Origin of the sequence: Acinetobacter lwoffii (genome assembly GCF_015602705.1) — a bacterium.
Classification (GTDB): Bacteria; Pseudomonadota; Gammaproteobacteria; order Pseudomonadales; family Moraxellaceae; genus Acinetobacter; species Acinetobacter lwoffii_E.
Map to the genome: position 1 here is coordinate 1,516,841 of NZ_CP059081.1, position 24,101 is coordinate 1,540,941.

At 42.7% G+C, this 24,101-nt stretch carries 18 protein-coding genes; 12 read left to right on the top strand and 6 right to left on the bottom strand.

The features are described 5' to 3' along the window. Together H0S56_RS07360 and H0S56_RS07365 are read left to right on the top strand one after the other, a co-directional pair. Window positions 1-642: an ATP-binding cassette domain-containing protein gene (locus H0S56_RS07360; RefSeq protein WP_195724745.1), complete on the top strand. Its 642-nt coding sequence runs from the start codon at window positions 1-3 to the stop codon at window positions 640-642. 330 nt (window positions 643-972) lie between these two features. Beyond that, window positions 973-2,322: an MFS transporter gene (locus tag H0S56_RS07365; RefSeq protein WP_195724746.1), complete on the top strand. Its 1,350-nt coding sequence runs from the start codon at window positions 973-975 to the stop codon at window positions 2,320-2,322. Between the two features lie 299 nt (window positions 2,323-2,621). Here the strand turns inward: H0S56_RS07365 and cynS are convergent, their stop codons facing one another. Then, the gene (gene cynS / locus H0S56_RS07370; RefSeq protein WP_004280338.1) at window positions 2,622-3,071 is read right to left on the bottom strand and encodes a cyanase; all 450 of its coding nucleotides are present in this window, start codon (window positions 3,069-3,071) and stop codon (window positions 2,622-2,624) included. Between the two features lie 287 nt (window positions 3,072-3,358). Here cynS and H0S56_RS07375 point away from each other — a divergent pair, with 287 nt between their 5' ends. The 3 genes from H0S56_RS07375 to H0S56_RS07385 all read left to right on the top strand — a co-directional run bounded on the left by H0S56_RS07375 (window position 3,359) and on the right by H0S56_RS07385 (window position 6,416). Further along, a complete protein-coding gene (locus tag H0S56_RS07375) occupies window positions 3,359-4,168 on the top strand; it encodes a formate/nitrite transporter family protein (RefSeq protein WP_195724747.1) in 810 nt (269 codons plus the stop codon). A 66-nt stretch (window positions 4,169-4,234) separates the two neighbouring features. Continuing rightward, window positions 4,235-5,965 carry a bifunctional protein-serine/threonine kinase/phosphatase gene (locus H0S56_RS07380; RefSeq protein ID WP_195724748.1) on the top strand — a complete coding sequence of 577 codons (1,731 nt, stop codon included), beginning with the start codon at window positions 4,235-4,237 and terminating at the stop codon, window positions 5,963-5,965. A 253-nt stretch (window positions 5,966-6,218) separates the two neighbouring features. Further along, entirely contained in the window at window positions 6,219-6,416 is a 198-nt protein-coding gene (locus H0S56_RS07385; RefSeq protein ID WP_004646985.1) for a hypothetical protein, read from the top strand. 158 nt (window positions 6,417-6,574) lie between these two features. Here the strand turns inward: H0S56_RS07385 and H0S56_RS07390 are convergent, their stop codons facing one another. Further along, entirely contained in the window at window positions 6,575-6,742 is a 168-nt protein-coding gene (locus H0S56_RS07390) for a hypothetical protein (RefSeq protein ID WP_195724749.1), read from the bottom strand. Window positions 6,743-7,072: 330 nt separating this feature from the next. Here H0S56_RS07390 and H0S56_RS07395 point away from each other — a divergent pair, with 330 nt between their 5' ends. Together H0S56_RS07395 and H0S56_RS07400 are read left to right on the top strand one after the other, a co-directional pair. After that, window positions 7,073-7,990 carry a LysR family transcriptional regulator gene (locus H0S56_RS07395; RefSeq protein WP_195724750.1) on the top strand — a complete coding sequence of 306 codons (918 nt, stop codon included), beginning with the start codon at window positions 7,073-7,075 and terminating at the stop codon, window positions 7,988-7,990. A 500-nt stretch (window positions 7,991-8,490) separates the two neighbouring features. Beyond that, window positions 8,491-10,698: a TonB-dependent receptor family protein gene (locus H0S56_RS07400; RefSeq protein ID WP_195724751.1), complete on the top strand. Its 2,208-nt coding sequence runs from the start codon at window positions 8,491-8,493 to the stop codon at window positions 10,696-10,698. Window positions 10,699-10,762: 64 nt separating this feature from the next. Here the strand turns inward: H0S56_RS07400 and H0S56_RS07405 are convergent, their stop codons facing one another. Together H0S56_RS07405 and H0S56_RS07410 are read right to left on the bottom strand one after the other, a co-directional pair. Continuing rightward, entirely contained in the window at window positions 10,763-11,371 is a 609-nt protein-coding gene (locus H0S56_RS07405; protein WP_004646981.1) for a MarC family protein, read from the bottom strand. A gap of 28 nt (window positions 11,372-11,399) precedes the next feature. Further along, a complete protein-coding gene (locus H0S56_RS07410) occupies window positions 11,400-13,436 on the bottom strand; it encodes a choline transporter (RefSeq protein WP_004646980.1) in 2,037 nt (678 codons plus the stop codon). A gap of 270 nt (window positions 13,437-13,706) precedes the next feature. Between H0S56_RS07410 and betI the strand changes: the two genes are divergently transcribed. The 5 genes from betI (at window position 13,707) to H0S56_RS07435 (ending at window position 20,890) form a co-directional block, all read left to right on the top strand. After that, window positions 13,707-14,285, top strand: coding sequence for a transcriptional regulator BetI (gene betI / locus H0S56_RS07415; RefSeq protein WP_004731001.1), 579 nt, complete (start codon window positions 13,707-13,709; stop codon window positions 14,283-14,285). Between the two features lie 21 nt (window positions 14,286-14,306). Continuing rightward, window positions 14,307-15,782 carry a betaine-aldehyde dehydrogenase gene (gene betB, locus H0S56_RS07420; protein ID WP_195724752.1) on the top strand — a complete coding sequence of 492 codons (1,476 nt, stop codon included), beginning with the start codon at window positions 14,307-14,309 and terminating at the stop codon, window positions 15,780-15,782. A gap of 11 nt (window positions 15,783-15,793) precedes the next feature. After that, window positions 15,794-17,449, top strand: coding sequence for a choline dehydrogenase (gene betA, locus H0S56_RS07425; protein ID WP_195724753.1), 1,656 nt, complete (start codon window positions 15,794-15,796; stop codon window positions 17,447-17,449). Window positions 17,450-17,576: 127 nt separating this feature from the next. Continuing rightward, window positions 17,577-18,347: a TorF family putative porin gene (locus H0S56_RS07430; protein ID WP_195724754.1), complete on the top strand. Its 771-nt coding sequence runs from the start codon at window positions 17,577-17,579 to the stop codon at window positions 18,345-18,347. Window positions 18,348-18,688: 341 nt separating this feature from the next. Beyond that, complete coding sequence (locus tag H0S56_RS07435) at window positions 18,689-20,890, top strand: OsmC domain/YcaO domain-containing protein (RefSeq protein WP_195724755.1); 2,202 nt, start codon at window positions 18,689-18,691, stop codon at window positions 20,888-20,890. 316 nt (window positions 20,891-21,206) lie between these two features. Here the strand turns inward: H0S56_RS07435 and H0S56_RS07440 are convergent, their stop codons facing one another. Together H0S56_RS07440 and H0S56_RS07445 are read right to left on the bottom strand one after the other, a co-directional pair. Continuing rightward, a complete protein-coding gene (locus tag H0S56_RS07440; RefSeq protein ID WP_195724756.1) occupies window positions 21,207-22,919 on the bottom strand; it encodes an electron transfer flavoprotein-ubiquinone oxidoreductase in 1,713 nt (570 codons plus the stop codon). Between the two features lie 227 nt (window positions 22,920-23,146). Further along, window positions 23,147-23,983, bottom strand: a complete 837-nt coding sequence (locus H0S56_RS07445) for an IclR family transcriptional regulator (RefSeq protein WP_004280319.1) — start codon at window positions 23,981-23,983, stop codon at window positions 23,147-23,149. Between the last annotated feature and the right edge of the window lie 118 nt (window positions 23,984-24,101).

Genomic DNA, 24,101 nt, shown 5'->3' on the forward strand with positions numbered 1-24,101 from the left:
ATGCTGAAGTGTGATTTTCAGTTTAATTACGCAAATTTCCAGCTACAGGCCAGTCTGGATATGCAGACACAATTGATTGGTATTGTGGGAGCCTCAGGAAGTGGGAAAAGCACCTTTTTAAAAAATATTGCAGGGCTATTAAAACCATCACAAGGCTTTATTCATTTTCAGCAAAAAATATTATTTGATCATCAGCAGAAACTGAATATTCCTGTTCATCAAAGAAAAATTGCCCTGATTTTTCAGCAAGCCCTACTGTTTCCGCATCTGAATGTCATGCAGAATTTGAAATATGCAGAACAGCTAAATATAAAAAATAAAGGTCAGCAGAAATTTACGTTTGAAGACATTGTGGAGTTACTCGAATTAAAGCCACTACTTCGGCATCGGGCGCATCAGCTTTCTGGTGGACAGGCACAGCGCGTTTCTATCGGTCGTGCACTTTTATCTTCTCCCGACCTATTACTTTTGGATGAGCCTTTAAATGGACTGGATCAAAAGCTGAAAAACCAGATTTTACCTTTTCTGAAAATTGTGATTCATCAAACAGATTTACCCATGATTTATGTGACTCATCATGTAGATGAAGTGGCGTATTTACAGGCAGAACTGCTGCATTTTGAAAAGGGAAAAATTATTTGATCCAGCCCTGCACCGATTTAAACCAGCAATGACTCCGGGCAGGTCATCCTATCGCTGTTTTGCTCATAATTTCTCAGAAGATATCTATTTTTCTCTCTATTTTTAAGAAATAAAAGTCTAAATTTGAAAGTGAAATAAAAATTATTTTATATAAAAGAATAGTTTATTTTATGTTAAAAATAATCTGGCATGACCTATGCATATATCTAATTAAAGTCAAAGAAGACTCTACATTTGTATGACGGCCAATGACGTCCGTTCTGATCGTTACTGATATGCCTTGTGCATCACAGTGACTTAAATACGTTCAGTTCTGGTAAGGAAATGGCTATGTCTTCAAATACAAGTCTCAATAAAGCAACAAAAATAAGTCTATTTAACTTCAGTAGTTCAGCGATGCGGGCCTTCCATATGAGTTGGCTCGCTTTTTTTGTCTGTTTCTTTGCGTGGTTTGCCTGTGCACCGTTAATGCCAGTGATTGCCGGTGAATTCAGCCTGACCAAAGAGCAGATCGCCAATATCAATATTGCCGCAGTCGCTATTACAATTCTGGTGCGTCTGATCGTGGGGCCGTTGTGTGATAAATACGGTCCGCGTAAAACCTATACCGCCTTACTGATTATTGGCAGTATTCCGGTGTTTGGTGTGGCGTCGGCCAACAGTTATGAATCTTTCTTGTTTTTCCGTTTATTGATTGGCGCCATCGGTGCCAGCTTCGTGATTACTCAATATCATACCAGTATCATGTTTGCGCCAAATGTGGTGGGAACGGCAAATGCAACTACAGCAGGTTGGGGGAATGCCGGTGGCGGTGCGACTCAAGCCCTGATGCCTTTAATGCTGGCTGCTTTGGTGATGTTCGGTGTAGAACAGGCAATGGGATGGAGAATTGCACTTCTGGTTCCGGGTATTCTGATGATCATTGTCGGTGTACTGTACTGGAAATTCACCCAAGACTGTCCACAAGGCAATTTTAAAGAACTCCGTGCTGAAGGTATTTCTGTTGGTAGCGATAAAAAAGGCGGCCTTGCAATCTTGATGCATGCCGCACGTAACTACCGTGTGTGGATTTTGTTTGGAGCTTATGCAGCCTGTTTTGGTATTGAAATTTTCATCCATAACATTATTGCCTTGTACTTTGTCGACAACTTCCAGTTTGGCCTAAAAGAAGCAGGCATGGCTGCCGGGATTTTTGGTTTACTGGCATTGTTTGCCCGTGCCTTGGGTGGCATTGTTTCAGACAAAGTTGCGATTCAAAAAGGTCTGGATGGTCGAACCAAAGTCCTGTTTGCCTTGATCATGCTGGAAGGTCTGTTTCTTATTCTGTTTTCGCAAATGAACAGCGCGACCTTGGCGATCATGGCGATGACTATATTTGCCTTGTTTACTCATATGGCATGTGGTGCAACCTATGCACTGGTACCCTTTATCGACCGTGATGCCTTGGGTGGTGTGGCCGGTATTATTGGAGCAGGTGGCAATGTCGGCGCGGTAGCTGCAGGTTTCCTGTTAAAAGGCATGCTGGATATTCAAACCACTTTGATGGTACTGGGTGGCTTGGTAGTGATTGCTGCAAGTTGTGTGTTGATGATCCGCTTCTCTGTCGAACATAAAGAAAAAGAACAGCTGTTATATGAACAGGCAGTAAATGAACGTCATCTGGCAGAAGCACAGCAATAACACTACATTCCTGATTTAAAATGAATGAACAAAAAGGATAGCAATATCCTTTTTGTTGTTTTTACTAACTCACTAATAAAATGATGAACTCAATATTCAGGATGGGAAAGTATTATTTAAAAAGTACAGGGTGATTGAATTCATCGAATAAAAATAAAAGTATTTATAGTTTATAAATTTAATTTTAGATGAAAAAATTATATATATTTTAATAACGATTTTAAAAAATAAATGAATTTAATGAGTGCAGATAAAATAAAAGCCATTTTCAAAATGGCTTTTATTTTTAGAATGATAAATTAATAGGTTTTGTAAGGTAAAAACTTTCCGGATAATACGACGTTCACCCGATCTCCGTTTGGATTATTCTCACGTTGAATATCCATATTGAAATCAATTGCACTCATAATTCCATCACCAAATTCTTCATGGATCAGTTCTTTAATAGTCATACCATAGACGCTGACAACCTCATACCAGCGATAAATCAGCGGATCTGTCGGCACGCTAGTTGGCAGAGAACCTTTATAGGGTACGATTTGCAGCCAGGCGATGGCTTCATCAGTCAATCCAAATATTTCACCAATTTTTTCTGCCTGTTCTTTATTAAAAGCCATCTGACCCAAACATGCGGCTGTCACCCATTCTTTAGAAAGGCCTATTGTTTCAGCGACATCTGCCCATTTAATAGACTTTAAAACTTTCGCTGAAATAATCATGTCTGTCACTTGTTGACGATGGCTAATCATTAATCTTCTCCAATAGCTATATTTAAAAAATGACCGTTATAGATAATGCAGAGATTGTGCCAATATAATTATTAGGATTAAATTTTAAAATAATTCATCTGATTTTTATTAGCTATTTAAAATAAATGGCATGCTATTTGCTTTAATCTATATTAAATATGGCAACGGCGCCATGACACAATTGATCTGTTTGAATAATACAAGGCAAAGACGCCTAGGGTTGAAATAGACCTTAGGCGTCTTTTATTTGCAAACAGGCAAGTAATTTATATAAAGGGGATAAAAATATGGCTTATCTTGCTCCTGCAGAGTTTGCAAAAAAAGTGGTCGATGCCGGTGAGGCAAAACTTCATATGGCAACGCGCGATGTTTTAATCCGTGCGTTTATGGCAGGCGCAATTCTGGCGCTGGCAGCTGTATTTGCTGTCACGATTGCGGTGCAAACAGGGATGCCACTGATCGGTGCGCTGCTATTTCCAGTCGGTTTCTGCATGTTGTATCTCTTGGGCTATGACCTGCTCACTGGGGTATTTGTATTGACTCCATTAGCCTGGCTAGATAAACGTCCTGGGGTAACGTGGTCACGTATTTTAAAAAACTGGGGACTGGTTTTTTTAGGTAACTTTGCCGGATGTTTAACCGTGGCAGTGTTGATGGCCGCAGTCTATACCATGGGTTTCGCCGCTGAACCGAATGCGGTCGGGGTGAAAATTGCCCATATTGGTGAAGACCGGACTTTAGGCTATGCCGAATATGGTTTTGCTGGCTGGATGACGATTTTTATCCGCGGCATGCTGTGTAACTGGATGGTGTCACTCGGGGTAATTGGTGCCATGATGTCAACCACGGTCAGCGGCAAATTCATTGCGATGTGGATGCCAATCATGCTGTTTTTCGCCATGGGCTTTGAACATTCAGTGGTGAATATGTTCCTGTTCCCATTTGCCATGATGATGGGCGGTGATTTCTCGATTACAGACTACTTCTTGTGGAATGAATTACCGGTGGCACTGGGGAATCTGGTGGGTGGTCTGGCTCTGACAGGTCTGGCGCTCTATACCACACATGTACGTACTGGCGATAAAAAAGAATTCTAATCTGAGCATGATGATTTATGTCTTGAGATTAAAGGGATCAATTCGATCCCTTTTTGAGTATTTAAAATGAATAAAAAATTAAAGATCAGTGTCGGGCAATATTCTTCCGCTGGAATCAAAGCACAGAATCAGGATTTCCATGGCATTTATATTCCTGAAGGCCATGCGCTGAGCAGCAAAGGTATTGCCTGTGCCATTGCAGACGGGATTAGCAGCAGCAATGTCAGCCATATTGCGGCAGAAACGGCGGTCAGTAGTTTTTTATCCGATTATTATTCGACTTCGGATGCATGGAGTACTCAAACTTCAGCGGCACGGGTTATTCGTGCGACTAATTCCTGGCTCTATGCACAAACCCAGCAAAGCCGCGGGCGTTTTGATAAAGACCAGGGTTATGTCTGCACCTTTAGTGCACTGATTTTGAAAAAAAACAGGGCACATATCTTTCATGCTGGCGACAGCCGGATTTATCGCATTCAGGCACAAGCCATTGAACAGTTGACGGCTGATCACCGTGTTTGCCTGTCATCAACAGAACATTATTTAAGTCGTGCACTGGGTGCCGACCATCGTATCGATGTCGATTATCAGCAGCTTGAATTATGTGAAGATGATTTCTTTATCTTGATGACAGATGGTGTCTATGAATTCATAGATATTCAACTCATCTCGAATATGGTCGAGCAGCAACAACATCTGGATATCATTGCCAAGTCTATAGTCGAACTGGCCTTAAAGCGGGGTAGTGATGATAATCTCACCATTCAAATCATTAAAGTGGAACAGTTGCCTGATGAGGAATCCTTTCATATCAAGAGCCATGTTTTATTTCCGCAACAGCTGAGTCATGGCGACCTGTTTGAAGGTTATCGAATTGATAAAATCTTGCACCAAAATCATCGCAGCAGCCTCTATTTGGCGCATGATGAAGCAACACAAAATCAGCTGGTCATTAAAACCTTGTCTGTCGATGTGCAGGATGACCTGCAAGCGATGGAACAATTTCAGCTGGAAGACTGGGTATCGAAACGCTTAAAACATGAAAATCTGCTGCAATGCTATCCGCATAAGGGCAGCAAGAAGTTTTTATTTCAAAGTTATGAATATTTACAAGGGGAAAGCCTAAACCGATGGCTGCACCGTCATAAAACTGCTTTAACTTTACAGCAGTTGCTTCCGATCATTGAGCAGGTGGCCAAAGCATTGAATGCCATGCACCGTCTTGAAATGCTGCACCAGGATGTACGACCAGAAAATGTCATGCTGCTTGAACCTGCTGATGCTTTAAAAGTAAAACTGATTGATTATGGATCGACAGCGGTCAGAGGTCTGGTTGAACTGAATCCCAAACACGCAGATGTTCCTTTGGGAACCTTGGCCTTTATGGCACCTGAATATTTTATTGGACGCTCGCCCTCAGTAAAATCAGATCAGTTCTCGCTGGCGGTGATGAGTTATTATTTATTGACCAGACAATTGCCTTATGGAACAGACCTCGCGCGCTGCAAGACCGAAAAAAAATTAAAAAAGGTACGCTATCATTCACTGTCTGAATATCGACCGGATCTGCCGCATGGCTTGGACGCCATCTTTAAAAAAGCGCTTTCCATTCGCCCGGAGCAGCGCTATGAAGCACTTTCAGCCTTTATATATGATCTGAAACACCCAGATCTCAAATTAAAAAAATCAGTTTCACGTCCTATGCTTGAAAAGCATCCAGTCACTTTCTGGAAATCCTGCACAGCGATTCTGTTTTTGTTATTGCTCTGGGTATTTGCACTATATTTTAGCCAATGAAAATAATCCAAATAAGCTGTTGAAAGATTTTTTTGATTTAAATAAAAAATCAATAGTGATTTAAGCTGAGATGTAGTCAAAATATCTATTTATTCTTATTGCAGATTTTTATATTTTTACGATGATTGACTCTGTGTTTTCGAAGATTATCCCTATAAAATAGAAAGTGCAGTTAAAATCTAAGTAAGCATAAAAACATTGGAATAATAATTGCTTATTTTTAATACCATTAGAATAAAAAGGCAGATGAGACATGAAAATTCAATTTTTTAAGCTGATTTTAATCTTGAGCAGCAGCATGGTGATGAGCCAAACCAGTCTCGCCGGAGATGGTGGCTTGCGTTTTGCTGAGAAAAATCAGGAAATAGCGGCACAAATTCAGGCCAAGAAAAAAACGGCAGAAATACAAGCGCAGTCCCTACAAGCAAAAGCCTCTACAGAAACGAAATAGTAAAATAGCACTCATCCAAGAAGGTGAGCTGTTCAGATTAGATCAGATGTATAAGATGTGGTGATGCGAAAAACTAGTCCCTAACTTTTTAATACTGAAAAAAAACTCCCCATCTATTTTAAGAATGGGGAGTTTTTTATTTTGCATCTCAGGGAAAATTACTGAATTTGTTCCTCATCCTGTCTTTCCTGACGCAGCTGATCACGTTGTCGCTGTGGATCATGAAGACCTAATTGACCGCGCTGGATCTCACGATCCTGTTTTTCTTGCGGATCAAGTTGCTCTTCAGTGAGTTCATCATCATTTCGGTCGGTTGGATTGGACATAGTCTTTCATCCTCTAAAATACTTTCTAATTTTTATTGTATGAATGCAGCAAAATTATTCTGTGACTTTTATACCGGAGTTAGTTTTCTATCTTGTTGCTGCTGTAAATTTAAGCGCTATTTTATAGACCAATTTAATAAAATTAATTTAATCAATAAAATAAAATTAATAAAAATTAAGGGAATAGCAATTCGAACCTATAAACCCAATAGGTGAATATATCTCATTATTCTGGTTTAAAAATGAGAAAAACTAAACAAAATAAGAGAAATGGGTTATGCTTAAGACAGATCAAGTGTCATCCATCTTTTGAAATTTCCGGTATTTTCCATGATAGAACTCCGCCATTTAAGAACTTTAACTGCTCTGCGGGAGCATGGTTCTCTGGTTGCAGCAGCAAGTGATTTATGTTTAACCCCATCAGCCTTATCACATCAGCTACGTGAACTCGACCAATGGTTCGGGGTTGAAGTAGTGAATCGGCGTAGTCGTCCCGTAAGTTTTTCAAATGTTGGGGAGCGGTTGTTAAAACTGGCAGATGAAATATTACCGCAAGTTCAAATTGCACAGAGCGATATCAGCCGTATTGTGCATGGCCAGACCGGGCGAATAGTTTTCTCCTCTGAATGTCATAGCTGTTTTGACTGGTTGATGCCACTACTCAATCAATACCGGATGCAATATCCGGATGTAGACCTGGATTTTGCCTCAGGTTTTGAATCGAATCCGCATGAATTATTGCAAACTGGAGAGTTTGATCTGCTGATTACGGCTGATCCGATTGCGCTTAAAGGCATTGAATATTTTTCGATTTTTGAATACGAATCACGCTTGGTTTTATCCAACACTCATCCACTGGTACGTGCGAAAGAGATTACTGTTCAGGAACTTGCTGAAGAAACGCTGGTGACTTATCCGGTGGATAAACATCGTTTGGACATTATGTCGCGCTTGTTTATTCCCGCTAATATTTTACCCAAAGCCATTCGTACCACCGACTTGACCCAAATGCTGATTCAGTTGGTGGCAAGTGGTCGCGGGATTGGTGCATTACCTGATTGGGTGGTAAATGAATATGAGCAAAAAGGCTGGGTGACATCACGCCGTTTGGACTGCGTGGCGCCTGAAGGCTTACGTCGAACTTTATATGCCGGCTATCGTACGGAAGAAAAACAGAAAGATTATTTTGAAGGCTTCTTGAAACAGCTGGATCGGTTTTCCAAAAAAAGACAGGTCTACTATAACTGATCAATCAATAGTTGAATGTCTATAAGCCCGTGATTCTTAAAAATCCTGCATCGTCAGGATTTTTAAAAATTGATTGTTTTTCTCTCAAGAATTCCAATTTTTCTATAAGATGATGAGGTTAATCTTGTCTACTTCGAGTCAGAAAATATACAACTTCGGCCAACTTTAGAAATTAAAGAACTGGTTTAGTCGATTATAAATTTTCTACTTATCACATTTTGCCAAGTGGAAATGCATTTGTGCAGAATTAAATATCATATTATTCAATATCAATTACTTAAAAATTAAGTTCTTGGAACTTGTGAGGATGTGGTTCTGATCTTGCAAGTTGATTTTTAATAAAAAGATTAAATAAAATAAAAAACATACGCTGATCAGTCAATTTTTTGGCAGAAAATAACTCCTGAAAATAACAACGTTGATCTATGCTACAGCATAATTTTTAAACTGATTTCCTCTCATAAAACGGAATCACTTATACAGGACTGTATAAACTCGCCATGCACATGACAAAAATTCCTCTCAAGAAAAGCCCGCTGAGCCTCATGATTCTGTCGATTGTCTCAGGTCATCTTTATGCTGAAACTGCTGTAGAACCGGGCAACGTTCAACAGCTGAATACCATTGTGATCAGCGCTGAGCAAAATGCCAATCCGCAGCAGCAATATCAGAAAGAGCTGGCTCAGGTTTCAGGAGGAACGAATTTTATTGGCGAGCAGCAGTTAGAACAGCAGCGACTTGCGACCACAGCCGATGTGTTCCGTTTACAGCCAGGAATTTATGCCCAGTCTGCAGGAAATGAAGGTGCAAAAGTCTCAATCCGTGGTTCAGGAATCAACCGGACTTCAGGTGCACACGCATCCGGTACGCACGTCCTGATTGACGATATTCCATTTACCGGACCGGGCGGCACAGCGTATGAACTGCTAGAACCCTGGTGGATTGATCATGTCGGGGTTTATCGCGGAGCCAATGGCTTTAAACAGGGTGGACTGGCATTAGGTGGAACAATCAATTACAAATCCAAGACTGGCGCTGATCAGGATGGCTCTGAACTAAAATATGAAATGGGCAGCCATGGTTATCAGAAATATCAGTTTAGTACCGGCCGAAAGCTGGATCAGATGGATTATTATTTGGCGCTGACGGGTACCCAGTTCGATGGGATTCAGGATCATGCTGAAGGCGATGGCAAAGGTCTGGCTTTTAATTTGGGCTATCAAATTAGTCCGGATATCGAAACCCGTTTTTATGCCCGTTACCGTGAGAGCAAACATTTAACTCCAGGGCGGATTAAACAAAAAGATCTTAAAAATAACCCTGAAACGGCTGACAGTAATTTTGTAGCTATTGACGCCAAACGGATCCAGCCGGGCAGTACCTGGCTGGCCAATACTACGACATGGAATCTGCAGGATGATGCAAAACTGACAGGAAGTCTGGCTTATCATCATTATCCGCTGGATCTACGTGAAAGTCGTTATCGTACTAATGTCGATTATGAAGATATTACTGCGCGCTTCCAGTATGAAAAGCCTTATCAGTTTCTAGGTCTGGAGCATCAGGGGCGTATTGCCTTGCGTAGCACCACTCATCGCCCGGACAGTGGGGTTACTGAAACTTTAAGATTTAATACAGAAATTGGTAATCAAACGTATCCGGTAGACACAGTTACCCGCCGCTATACCTATCGTGGTTCAGACAACGTGCTGCAATTTGATCAGGAAACTACATTAAATGATCAGTTCAAATTAGATCTGGGATTGGCAGCTGTGTATACCCATCGGGAAAGTGAAGTTACTTATGCAAATATTCTTCCCGACCCAGATTCAGGTCCTGAGGTAGATCCTAAAGTCAGTCGTTATGAATGGAATTTTGCACCACGACTTGGGTTGACCTATCAGCCGAATGACTCTGTGCAATGGTTTGCCAATTTAAGCCGCAGTATTGAGCCGGCACATCCCTGGGCGATGGCTTGGTCTTCACCTTATTACTATTCTAAAGACAGTGGAGCTGCATCAAATCGAGTACGTGCGCCAATCTATTTGGATACGCAAACCACCAATAGTTTTGAACTGGGGGGGCGTGGACAATCAGGTTTTGGAGACTGGGCACTGAGCTACTATTATTCCAAGATTAAAAAGGAGCTATTGTCTTCTGAAATGATTAAAAATTACGGGAATGATTCTGATTCTACTACTTCAGAGGAAAGAATTAGTGTAGAAGCAAATGCGACACCAACGATTCATCAAGGGGTGGAGCTAAGTCTGGATACGCCATTGCATGAATCCGAATATGGCGAACTGCGTCTGCAACAAGCTTATACGCTTAGCGATTTTCAGTATAAAAATGATCCATTGTTTGGTAAGAACCAGTTACCGGGGATTCCAAAACATCTTTATCAGGCTCAACTGAGTTATGCTTTGAATAATGGCCTCTATATTGGTCTGAATACTGAATATGCATCCAAAATGGCACATGATTATGCCAATAGCCGATTCAGTGACGACTATCAGATCTGGGGCATTGACTTGGGTTATGCACCAGAACATCAATCATGGAAAACTTGGATCAACTTTAAAAATATCACCGATGAAAAATATGCTGCGGTCGTGATTCCTGGTTTAAATGATCAAGGCGCTGATGTAGCGCGATCTTCGCCAGGTGAAGGTTTTTCTACTTATGCCGGTGTGTCATTTAAATTTTAATTATTTAAAATCAAAAAAAGAGCGGTAAAAACCGCTCTTTTTATTTATTGATAGAAAGGATTTATCAGGTTTCCAAAATTCCGGTAACGCCTGTCACAATCATATCAATGGCAATCGTACCAATCAGAAGCGCTGCAACACGACCGACAATATCGACATACAGGTCAATGTAGTTGGAATATTTATGCTGTAAATGATCATGCAGGTATTTCATCAGAATTAGCAAGCTACAGGTCAGAAACAGGGTAAAGAAAATCACCAGAATGGTTTGCATTAAACTGAGCTGAATCCCGGTAATCACGGAAGCCGAAATGGTGCCGGGACCGATCATAAACGGCATGGCAATCGTACCCGCCAGATGACTGGGCGCTCCACGCATCACACCAATCGTATCAGCACCTTCAAAGACATAACGATAGCCGATCACCAAAAAGATAATACCGCCAAAAATCTGGAAGGACTCAAACCGTACATGCAAGACTTCATTAAAGAAGGCTTCACCGGTTTTTGCAAAAATGATGAACACAATAAAGCTGATCAGACTGCCTTGAATCAATGCCATGTTGAATACTTTTGCATCGGAATTACGGATAATTCCGAGCATGTAAATACTCATCAAAAATGGATTGAGCAGGGAGAAAAACAGGGCAAAGGCATTCAAACTTTCTGACATCATTGAGTCCTTCCGTAGTTGAGAGATCCTAGATTTCACGATCCGGGAACAGCGGACGTTTACCTGGGCTAATACGGTTAATATGTAGATACATCATATGGCGTTCATATTTATCCAGGATGTCATTGATCACCTGTTCCTTACTGTAACCGACCAGATCGTTTCCCTGAGAGCCTTCAAACAGATAACTTTCCAGACGATAGTAATAACGTTTGGTTCGTTTACCACGTGAACTGAAATTTGGCGTGTCATAGCGTACCGGCCATATTTCATAGACAAAGTTTTCTTCTTCATCGAGCTGAATGGTCAGATCCAGATGATACAGTTCAGGTTCTTCCTCCAGCGATTTTTCCTGAATATTGACTTGAATACCTTTGTCAATTAACTCGGTTGCAACGGCCTCAATGGCTGGTTTGCAAACATTGTCCAGCATGGTCCGCGTCTGGGACAGGCTTGGATGCAGCATGACCCGGCTCAGACGCTTCTTCCAGTTCAAAATATCCACATTACCGACCACAGGTGCCGCATTCAGACTGGTGCTTGCCTGACGAAAATCCTCCAGACGCAAGGACTTATAGAGTCCCGCCATCACAAAGAAAATGACGAAACTAAAAGGCAGACCCATAATAATTGTGGTGTTCTGTAATGCTGTCACGCCATTCGCCATGAGCATTGCCAAAGTCAGCAAACCGATGGCAATGGCCCAGAACACACTGAGCCAGCGCGGTGAATCATGCTCAATATTAGTGAATTTGGTCGTGAAATTTCCCAATACCAATGCCCCTGAATCCGCTGAGGTCACATAGAACAGCAAGCCGGTAATGGTGGCGACACCTGCAGTAAAGGTAAAGCCTGGATACTGCGCCAGCAGATCATAAAAACCATGTGCCGGATTTTCTAAAACTGTCGTAGCAAGTTGAGTATTACCATCAAAAATCACGCTGTATAAAGCACTGTTACCGAAAATAGACAACCAGGTCAGGGTAAATAACAGAGGAATAACCAAAGTCCCGGTGACAAATTCACGAATGGTACGACCACGGGAAATACGGGCCAGGAACAGACCGACAAAAGGTGACCAGGCGATCCACCATGCCCAGAAGAACAGGGTCCAGCTATTCATCCACTCTTTCGGTTGTTCAAAAGGAAAACTGGTTAAAGAAAGCTTCGGGAACTGGCTGATATAGTCACCAAAATTCTGAATCAAGGCGGCTAATAAAAACTCGGTATTGCCTACAAACAGAATGAATAGCAGTAGCCCAATTGATACATAGATATTAATTTCAGACAGGATCCGGATGCCTTTATTGACACCGGCAGTGACTGAAATAATAGTAATAATCACGGCAACGGCGATGAGTGCAGTTTGAATCCAGATATTTTCTGGTAAATCAAACAATACATGCAGGCCGTAATTTAATTGCACAACGCCAATCCCGCAGGTGGTGGCAATCCCGAAAATCGTGCCGAGTACTGCAGCCGTATCCACAGTATGGCCAATTGGACCATTAATTTTTTTTCCAAAAATAGGATAGAGTGCTGATCGGATGGTGAGCGGTAAATTATAGCGATAGCTGAAATAACCTAGCGCGACCCCAATCAGTGCATACATACTCCAGCCGGTTAAACCGTAGTGAAACAGGGTCCATACCATGGACTGGCGCGCAGCTTCGAAGGTTTCACCTTCGCCTACAGGCGGATTTATATAATGCGAAAGCGGTTCCGCCACTGAGAAAAACATCAGGTCAATCCCGATTCCGGCAGAAAATAGCATCGCCGACCAACTCAACAGGCTAAATTCTGGCTTGGAATGTTTGGGGCCTAATTTAATCTCGCCATAACGGGAACAGGCGATAAAGACGATAAAAACCAGATACAGCGTTGCCGCTAGCAGGTAATACCAGCTAAAGGTACGACTGACCCAGTTTAAAATATTGATAATGACTTGATTGGCTTGTTCATTAAATAAAATGGTAATGATAGAAAACAGCAGAATAAGTGTCGCCGAAAAATAAAAAACTACTTTATTCAGACCATCTTGCATCTCTTCATTTTTCTTTTGCATAAATCCATGACCATCGTGTTGTTGCCGGATGATCTACAGTGCAGTGTGATTTAAAAGCAAAAGCCTGCGGTAAAGCTTCCTTGTTTTCGTGAATTACAAACTTTTGCAAATCCAAAACAAACTGCGCTGTACATCAAGGGTGAGCTGGCACTATAATTTTTATTAATTGAACGTTCAATTAAAAAAGCGTTTATGAATTGTTACATCATTCAGCTATTTGCTTTAGCAGAGTGACTTTCTATTGTTATATCCGTTATTCAGGTTAGTCTTATGCCAAAAGTTGGTATGCAACCGATCCGTCGCCAGCAACTGATCGATGCCACCTTAGCTGCAGTGAATGAGCTAGGTTTTGCAGAAGCTTCAATTAGTCAGATTGCTCAGAGGGCAGGTGTCTCAACCGGCATCATAAGTCATTATTTTCAAGGTAAAAATGGCTTGATTGAAGCCACAATGCGTTACTTATTGCAGCAATTGGGTAAATCTGTTGCACAGATAAAGATACAGGTTGATGACTTACCGGAGCAGCGCTTGTTAGCGATCGTACGTGGTAATTTTGCTGCTCCACAAACGGACAAGGCGGCCATGAAAGTCTGGTTGGCGTTCTGGGCTAGCAGTTTGCACCAACCTGAATTACACCGTTTACAGCAGATCAATCATTACCGTTTACATTCCAATCTTAAATACGAATTCATGAAAAAGTTAAATAAAGACCAGGCAGAGAAAGCCGCTCAAGGTCTGGCAGCATTGATTGACGGATTCTGGTTAAGAGGTGCTTTGGTAAATGGCGAAATTGACCCAGAACTGCCGATTGAACTGTGTAGTGAATATATCCGGCAACAACTCAAATAACCCACCTGCGAGGAAATTCCATTGACAACATTCAAACTGCAACGTCCTTATATTCATGGACAATATGTCGATGCAACGTCCAATAGCACGTTTCAAACGATTAATCCTGCAACAGGCGAAATTCTGGCAGACGTGCAGGTATGTACGCGAAAAGATATCGATCGTGCTGTTGAATCGGCACAACAAGGACAAAAAGTCTGGGCAGAAATGACGGCGATTCAACGTTCCCGTATTTTGAACAAGGCTGTTGCCATCCTCCGTGAACGTAATGACGAGCTGGCGCGTTTAGAAAGTCTCGACAGTGGTAAAGCTTTCAGTGAAACATCCACCGTCGATATTGCGACAGGTGCAGATGTACTCGAATACTATGCAGGTATTTTGCCAGCATTAGAAGGCCAGCAAATCCCGCTCAGAAGCAGTTCGTTTGTTTATACTCGCCGTGAACCTTTGGGTGTGGTTGCCGGGATTGGTGCATGGAATTATCCGGTTCAAATTGCCTTATGGAAATCTGCACCTGCACTGGCAGCAGGCAATGCCATGATCTTTAAAGCCAGTGAAGTGACGCCTTTAACTGCATTAAAACTGGCAGAAATTTATACTGAAGCAGGTGTGCCGCATGGCGTATTCAATGTGGTGACCGGCAGTGGTGAAATTGGTGGTTATCTGACTTCGCATCCTGATATTGCCAAAGTGTCGTTTACCGGTGGCGTTTCTACCGGCAAAAAGGTCATGGCGCAAGCTGCAAATTCTAGCCTGAAAGAAGTCACGATGGAGCTGGGCGGTAAGTCTCCGCTGATTATCTGTGAAGATGCCGATCTGAATCTGGCGGCAGATATTGCCATGATGGCCAACTTCTACAGTTCCGGTCAGGTCTGTACCAATGGTACACGGGTATTTGTACCTTTAGCCTTGAAAGCAGAATTTGAAGAAAAGATTTTGCAACGTGTTGAACATATCCGTATGGGTGATCCACTTGATCCTGAAACCAATTTCGGTCCGGTTTCCAGCTTTGAGCATATGGAAAAAGTGCTGGGTTATATCGAAAAAGGCAAGATAGAAGGGGCACGCCTATTATGTGGCGGCGGCCGTGCTAAGGATGAACAGTTTGTCCAAGGAGCTTATGTCCTGCCAACCGTATTTACCGACTGCCGTGATGACATGACCATTGTACGTGAAGAAATCTTCGGTCCAGTCATGAGCATCCTGAGTTATGACACCGAGCAAGAAGCCATTCGTCGTGCCAATGATACCGATTATGGTCTGGCTGCAGGTGTCGTCACACCAGACTTAGCCCGTGCACACCGAATTATTCATCAGGTAGAAGCGGGTATCTGCTGGATCAATACCTGGGGTGAATCGCCTGCAGAAATGCCTGTCGGTGGTTATAAACATTCCGGTGTTGGACGTGAAAATGGGCTTGTGACCTTGCAGCATTACACCCAGACCAAATCGGTTCAGGTCGAACTCAGTCCTTTCCAATCTGTATTTAGCGAATAAGGGAGGATTGGATGAATTACGACTATATTATTATCGGTGCGGGCTCTGCGGGTAATGTTCTGGCAGCGCGTTTAACTGAAGATCCAGATACTAAGGTGCTATTACTTGAGGCAGGTGGCCCGGACTATCGTCTGGATTTTAGAACCCAGATGCCGGCTGCTTTAGCTTATCCTTTACAAGGACGTCGTTATAACTGGGCCTATCTGACCGATCCAGAACCCCACATGAACAATCGCCGTATGGAATGCGGCCGTGGTAAAGGTCTGGGCGGATCTTCACTGATTAATGGCATGTGCTATATCCGTGGTAATGCTATGGATCTTGAACAGTGGGCCAGCCTGAAGGGGCTAGAACACTGGAGCTATGCTGAATGTCTGCCGTATTATAAAAAAGCTGAAACCCGCGATATTGGCGGCAATGACTATCATGGCGATTCAGGCCCGGTTTCAGTCGCAACGCCTAAGAATGGTAATAATGAGCTGTTTCATGCCATGGTCGAAGCTGGGGTTCAAGCCGGTTATCCACGTACCGATGATCTGAACGGTTACCAACAGGAAGGCTTCGGTCCTATGGATCGAACTGTGACGCCGCAAGGCCGTCGTTCCAGTACAGCACGTGGTTATCTGGACATGGCCAAAGGTCGCGACAACCTGACCATTATTACTCATGCCATGACCAATAGAATTCTGTTTAACCAGAAACAGGCGATAGGTGTAGAGTATTTCGAGGGGCAAAATACCTTGCAGCCGATTCAGGTGTTTGCCGATCGTGAAGTGCTACTTTGTGCTGGTGCAATTGCATCACCGCAAATCCTGCAACGTTCTGGTGTGGGTTCGGCTGAACTGTTAAAAAGTCTGGATATTCCTGTAGTTCAGGATTTACCGGGAGTGGGTGAAAACCTGCAAGACCATCTGGAAATGTACTTGCAATATCAGTGCAAAAAACCGGTGAGCTTATATCCGGCTTTGAAATGGTATAACCAGCCGATGATTGGGGCAGAATGGTTATTTTTGGGTAAGGGCATTGGCGCGAGCAATCAGTTTGAAGCAGGTGGTTTTATCCGCTCTTCAGATGAATTTGAATGGCCGAATATTCAGTATCACTTTTTACCGATTGCGATTAACTACAATGGCACCAATGCCATTCATGAGCATGGTTTTCAAGCTCATGTTGGTTCAATGCGTTCGCCGTCACGTGGCCGTGTTCGTCTGAAATCCAAAGACCCGTTTGAGCATCCAAGTATTCTGTTTAATTATATGAGTACCGAGCAGGACTGGCGTGAATTCCGTGATGCCATCCGCATTACCCGGGAAATTATGCATCAGCCAGCATTGGATCCCTATCGTGGTGAAGAAATCAGTCCGGGAAAACATCTACAAACAGATGCTGAAATTGATGAATTTGTTCGTAATCATGCAGAAACCGCGTATCATCCATCGTGTAGCTGTAAAATGGGTGAGGATGACATGGCGGTTGTCGATGGTTATGGACGCGTACATGAAATGCAGGGTCTGCGTGTGATTGATGCCTCGATAATGCCTTTGATCATTACCGGTAACCTCAATGCAACTACGATTATGATCGCTGAAAAACTGGCAGACCATATTCGTGGCAAACCTGCTCTTGCGCCTTCATCGGCACCTTTTTACAAGGCGCCTCGCGCTTAAATCATGGTTTTATTCCTGTCATCTGGCAAAGCAGGAGTAAAACGAATTTCAATTTTTTCCCAAAGCCGGAGATAAAACCTCGACTGCTGTCGTTTTATCTCCGCTTTACTTAATACATTTATATTTTATGAAAATATTCAATCAAACAGTGCTGTTTGGCTGTGCTGCTGTTTCAAGTTTTTACTGTTATGCCGATGATGCGGAAGTAAAACAAATAGAAGCAAGCGGAAACTTGAGTGTGGTCTCCAAATACGTCTCCCGCGGTTTGACCAATGCGCCTGAAAATGATGATGTTGCTGTACAGGCTGCATTGAATCTGGCTTATGGTAATTTTTATGTCGGATATTGGGGATCTACGCTTGGATACTCTTATGCAGAAGTGCAGGGGCGTCAGGGACATCGTTCAGACAAATTCGAGCATAACTTTCTGCTGGGTTATACCCATAGCAGCGAAAATTATGATTGGGATCTATGGAACGCAACCTATTATTATCCGGGCGGCAAGCATACTACCGGAAATGAGCTGGGTTTAAATATAAGTCGTGCATTGAATGATCAGACCAGTATTGGCGCCAGTGTATCGACCTATCTGTATGATGTGGCTTATGCCAATCAGGGCGATACTTTTTATACGCTTAACCTGAATCATCAGTTGAATGATCGCCTGAATGCCAGCGTTACGGCAGCGGGAAGCTATTTTAACGATGAAGGCAAATATGAGGGCGGTGAACTGGGCGATACTGAAAAGCAGTTTGCCTTTCGTTATGCTTCTGCCGGACTCAGTTATGCGCTTCTGCCCCAAGTAAGTTTATCGGGTGAGTATATCTTTGGAGGTTACGACCGCTATGATGACAAGCAGCGTAATCTTGCAGTAGTTGCACTGAGTTATGATTTTTAAAATTATGAAATCATTCAGACTAGGCGGGTGAAAATCTGCCTTATCTGCAACTTTGATTAATAGCATAAGCCATGACTGGAAGTGGATTCATGCTCCGGCAGCTCAGGAAAGACTGAGGATCTGGTTTAATCTGCCAGAATTTCAGACAAATATTATCAATTTCATAAAATAATTCTATAATAGCGCCCATTCTCGGCAGCGTTATCCAGACACTTAGTCAAATGGCATAACCTGACCATTTTCTATTTTTCATTCAAGTTCTCCTCCGTGAACCGGCTTGTATATTCAGATTCAGCATCTTATCTGTCCGTGACGGCACATAAGAATATTTAGGTATCCACATGGAAATTAAGGTCAATTATCTCGATAATCTTCGTCAGGAAGCCAAGTTCGATGACTTCACGGTAATCGCCGATCAGCCGATCCGCTATAAAGGCGATGGTTCGGCACCCGGCCCATTCGATTATTTTCTGGCGTCATCAGCACTTTGTGCGGCTTATTTTGTCAAAGTCTATTGCGCAGCACGTGACATTCCGACTGATAATATCCGCCTTTCGCAAAACAATATTGTTGATCCTGAAAACCGCTATAAACAGATTTTTAAAATTCAGGTGGAACTACCGGCTGATATTTCTGAAAAAGACCGCCAGGGAATTTTACGTTCGATCGACCGTTGTACCGTCAAAAAAGTAATTCAAACCGGTCCTGAATTCGTCATTGAAGAAGTAGAAAGTATCGATGCGGATGCTCAAGCCTTGTTAATGCCAAGTCTGGCTTCTGATCATACGACTTTCATTCCGGGCAAAGACCTTCCACTGGAAGAAACCATTGCCAATATGTCTGCCATTCTGGCAGGCCTCGGCATGAAGATTGAAATTGCATCTTGGCGTAATATCGTGCCGAATGTCTGGTCATTGCATATCCGGGATGCGCAGTCACCAATGTGCTTTACCAATGGTAAGGGCTCAACCAAAGAAAGTGCACTGGCATCTGCTTTAGGTGAATTTATTGAGCGTCTGAACTGTAACTTCTTTTATAACGACCAGTTCTGGGGTGAAGATATTGCCAATGCAGAATTTGTGCATTATCCAGATGAAAAGTGGTTCCAGCCAGGTCCGAAAGGCGAATTACCAGCAGAAGTTTTAGATGAACATACCCGTGAAATTTATGATCCTGAAGATGAGCTATTGGGTACCCATCTTTATGATACCAATTCGGGAAACAAGGCTCGTGGTATCTGTTCATTGCCATTTGTACGTCAATCTGATGGTGAAACCGTTTATTTCCCGTCCAATCTGATCGAAAACCTTTACTTAAGTAACGGGATGAGTGCCGGCAATACCTTAGCTGAAGCGCAAGTACAATGTCTGTCTGAAATTTTTGAGCGTGCTGTTAAACGTGAAATTCTGGAAGGTGAACTTGCACTACCGGATGTGCCTGAACAGGTTCTGGCAAAATATCCAAAAATTGTTGAAGGTATTAAAGGTCTGGAAGAACAGGGCTTCCCGGTTCTGGTCAAGGATGCTTCTTTAGGCGGTCAGTTCCCGGTCATGTGTGTCACCTTGATGAACCCACGTACTGGCGGTGTATTTGCCTCATTTGGTGCCCATCCAAACTTTGAAGTGGCATTAGAACGCAGTCTGACTGAGCTTTTACAAGGCCGTAGTTTTGAAGGTCTGAATGATCTGCCAAAACCAACCTTTAGCAGTAACGCCGTGACTGAACCAAATAACTTCGTCGAACATTTTATCGACTCAAGCGGTGTGGTGTCTTGGCGTTTCTTCAGCGCGAAATCAGATTATGATTTTATCGAGTGGGATTTCACGAATAACGGTCAAAATTCGAATGCGGACGAAGCTCAGGAATTATTCACGATTCTGGAAGACATGGGCCATGAAGTTTATATGGCGGTGTATCAGCATTTAGGAGCCACGGCTTGCCGTATTCTAGTACCGGGCTATTCGGAAATTTATCTGGTAGAAGATCTGGTCTGGGACAATACTAATAAGGCGCTTTTATACCGTGAAGAAATCCTGAATCTGCACTGTCTGGATGATGAACAACTGGAAGCACTGGTTGAGCGTCTGGAAGAAGCAGATGAGGATGACTATACCGAAATCAAAACCTTGATCGGTATCGAGTTCGATGAAAATACTGAATGGGGCCAACTCACTATTCTTGAACTGAAACTGCTGATTTATGTGGCTTTGCAGCAATTTGAAGAAGCCAAAGATCTGGTTGAGCAGTTCCTGCAGTTCAATACCAATACCGTTGAACGTGGCCTGTTCTACCAGTGCATGAATGTCGTTCTGGAAGTCATTCTGGATGATGAAATGGAACTGGAAGATTATGAACACAACTTCCGTCGTATGTTTGGTGATGCCCGTATGGATGCCGTTTTATGTTCAATTGAAGGAACAGTCCGTTTCTATGGTTTGACCGAAACCAACATGCAGCTTGAAGGGCTGGATCGTCATCTACGTTTAATTGACAGCTATAAGAAATTGCATGCAGCGCGTGCCAAGTTTGTGGCTCAGCAATAATCCATAGAAGAATGACTAAAATTTTTCGTCATTTGTTTTAAATCTTAAAAAATGGCTTACTCGGTTTCGAGTAGGCCATTTTTATCTCTGACCCTATATGCAATCTTTTCTATTTTTCTATTTTTCTATTTTTCTATTTTTCTATTTTTCTATTTTTCTATTTTTCTATTTTTCTATTTGAAAATTTATTAATCCCAGCTCCCGAGGGAACTGGAATTACCTAAAAAATTAAAGTGAAGTGTTAATACTAACTGCTTCAAGATTGGGTATGTGAATGTAAGAAATAGATGTATTTTTCTCATTCACAGGAACTACCTTACATATTCGGGTAATTCGGACCACCACCACCTTCCGGTGTCACCCAAGTGATGTTCTGATAAGGATCCTTGATGTCACAGGTCTTGCAGTGCACACAGTTGGCTGCATTGATCTGGAAGCGCTTGGAACCGTCATTATTTTCCATGATTTCATAGACACCTGCCGGGCAGTAACGCTGTGCAGGCTCATCCCATGTCGGCAGGTTGACTTCCACCGGAATAGAGGCATCGGTGAGTTTTAAATGCGCTGGCTGGTTTTCTTCATGGACCGTATTCGAGACAAACACTGAAGACAGACGGTCAAAGGTCAGCTTGCCATCCGGTTTTGGATAGTTTGGCTTGAAGCTTTCAGCCGCCTGGGTTTTCAACGCAGCATGATCCTGAACCAGATCGTGCAGGGTAAATGGCACTTTAAACACGTTCTGATCGATGAAGTTAAACGCGCCACCGATCCATTGACCGAACTTGTGCATTGCCGGGCCAAAGTTACGCGAGTTATATAGCTCTTCTTTCAGCCAGCTGTTGTTGAACTTGTCGGTATACGCGGTCAGTTCTTTCACGAAGAAATCTTCACCTTCAGCCACACGTGCCACCGCCAGATCACCGCCTTTTTCTACACCGGCCGCAATCGCCTCAAATACCGCTTCACCGCAGAGCATGCCGGATTTCATCGCAGTATGTGAACCCTTGATCTTGGCAAAGTTCAGGAAGCCGGCATCATCACCAATCAAAGAACCACCCGGCAAGGTGAATTTTGGTAATGAGTTAAAACCACCTTTGGTCACAGCACGCGCACCATAAGAAATACGCTTACCACCTTCCAGATACTGCTTGATCAATGGATGGGTTTTCCAGCGCTGCATTTCCATGAAGGGATACATATGCGGGTTGGTGTAAGACAGATCTACGATCATGCCCAGAGTCACCTGGTTATTCTCAGCATGGTATAACCACCAGCCACCTGAAGAACCAGTTTCATTTAGTGGCCAGCCGGCACCGTGCATCACCAGACCCGGTTTATGCTTGGCAGGATCGATTTCCCAAAGCTCTTTAATGCCGATACCGTAGTGCTGCGGATCAGCGTCCTTATCCAGGTTGAACTTCTGGATCAGACGTTTACCGAGGTGACCACGACAGCCTTCAGCAAAGATGGTGTATTTGGCATGCAGTTCATAACCCGGGGTAAAGTTATGCGTCGGCTCGCCATCTTTACCAATGCCCATGTCACCGGTTTGGATGCCTTTGACTGTGTCATCGGCATGATACAGAATTTCAGACGCGGCAAAGCCCGGAAAGATCGACACTTCCAGTTCTTCCGCTTTCTGGCCTAACCAGCGCACCACATTGCCCAGTGAAATGACATAGTTGCCATCGTTATGCATGGTTTTAGGCACCATCCAGTGCGGTGCTTCCTGTGATTTTTCATCTGAAAGCAGGAAGAAGGTTTTATCTTCAGTCACCGGGACATTCAGCGGGGCACCCTGTTCTTTCCAGTCGGGGAACAGCTCGTTCATGGCACGTGGTTCAAGCACAGCACCAGACAGAATATGTGCACCGACTTCGGAGCCTTTTTCTACGACACAAACGGACAAATCGTTTAAGTTGTTTTCAATTGCAAGTTGACGGATTTTGATCGCAGCAGAAAGACCCGCAGGGCCTGCGCCTACGATGACGACGTCAAACTCCATCGATTCTCTTGTTATATCTTCCATAATATAAAATCCAATTTCGCTATACGATATTTATAGCATTATCTAAATCGGTTATGAAGCTTATTTTTGATCTTTTTATTTGAAATAGGACTTTATCTATTTTTTAAATCTTATCTATTTCACCGTATTAAAAAGGTTTGCTGTAAATTATAGATAAAGGAAGAAGATGTGTAGATTGGGTATTCAATAAGAAGAGCGACTGAATGTCGCTCTGATGATTAATTTTTTTATATATTATTGAGATTCATAGCAATATTGTTCACCATGTGAATCAGACGCGGCCCAATTTCATTTTCCAGTTTTTCCTGATTTAACAGATAACTTGGAGCACCACAGTTAAACGTTAATATCCCGTGTTTAGGGTGAACCAATGGAACTGCCACGGAATTCACATCCTTAGCCCAGTCACCTAGAGACAGACAATAGCCATAATCCTGATAATCACGGATTGCACGTTCCAGATTACGCTTGATGGTTGGCCATTGATCTTCGTTTCTTTTCTTGATCGCGTCAAATAAATATTCGCGTTCCTTTACATCCATCGCTGCCAGACAGGCACGTCCCATGGCACTACTATGAATCGGTAAAGTCGAACCGACAGGGCGGCGCATAGTCAGTGTCGATTCTGTATGTACTACTTCCAGATAAATCATGCTGAGACGGTCACGGGTAGCCATTGCCACAGGGGCTTGGGAATAGCGTGACATTTCTTCCATAAATGGATAGGCCTGAGTACGTGCAGAAATATTACTCAAAGCTGCATAGCCTAAAGCCAATACCCCAACATCCAGTAGATATTTCGTGGTATTCGGCAGTTGTTTTAAATAACCTAAAGAAACCAGAGTGCTGGTAATACGCGCTACAGTCGGCTTAGGCAAGTTGGTTAATTGTGCAATTTCCTGATTGCCAAGTAATTGATTGGTCGCTGAAAAGCAACGCAAGATTTCCAATCCACGCGCAATAGACGCAATAAATTGAGGATTGTTTTCTCTATGAATATGTGAAATCGGATCTAAACGGATTTCATCAAAGTTGGGAATTTCACCAGTTTTATTTTTTGTCATGGTCAGGGCAATTAAAGTTAAATTAATGAATATGATAGCAACATAATTTCACGATACAAAATAAAACACTTCTACAAAAGATAAAATATAGGAAAAAGTGCCGAAATTATTTGTAGTC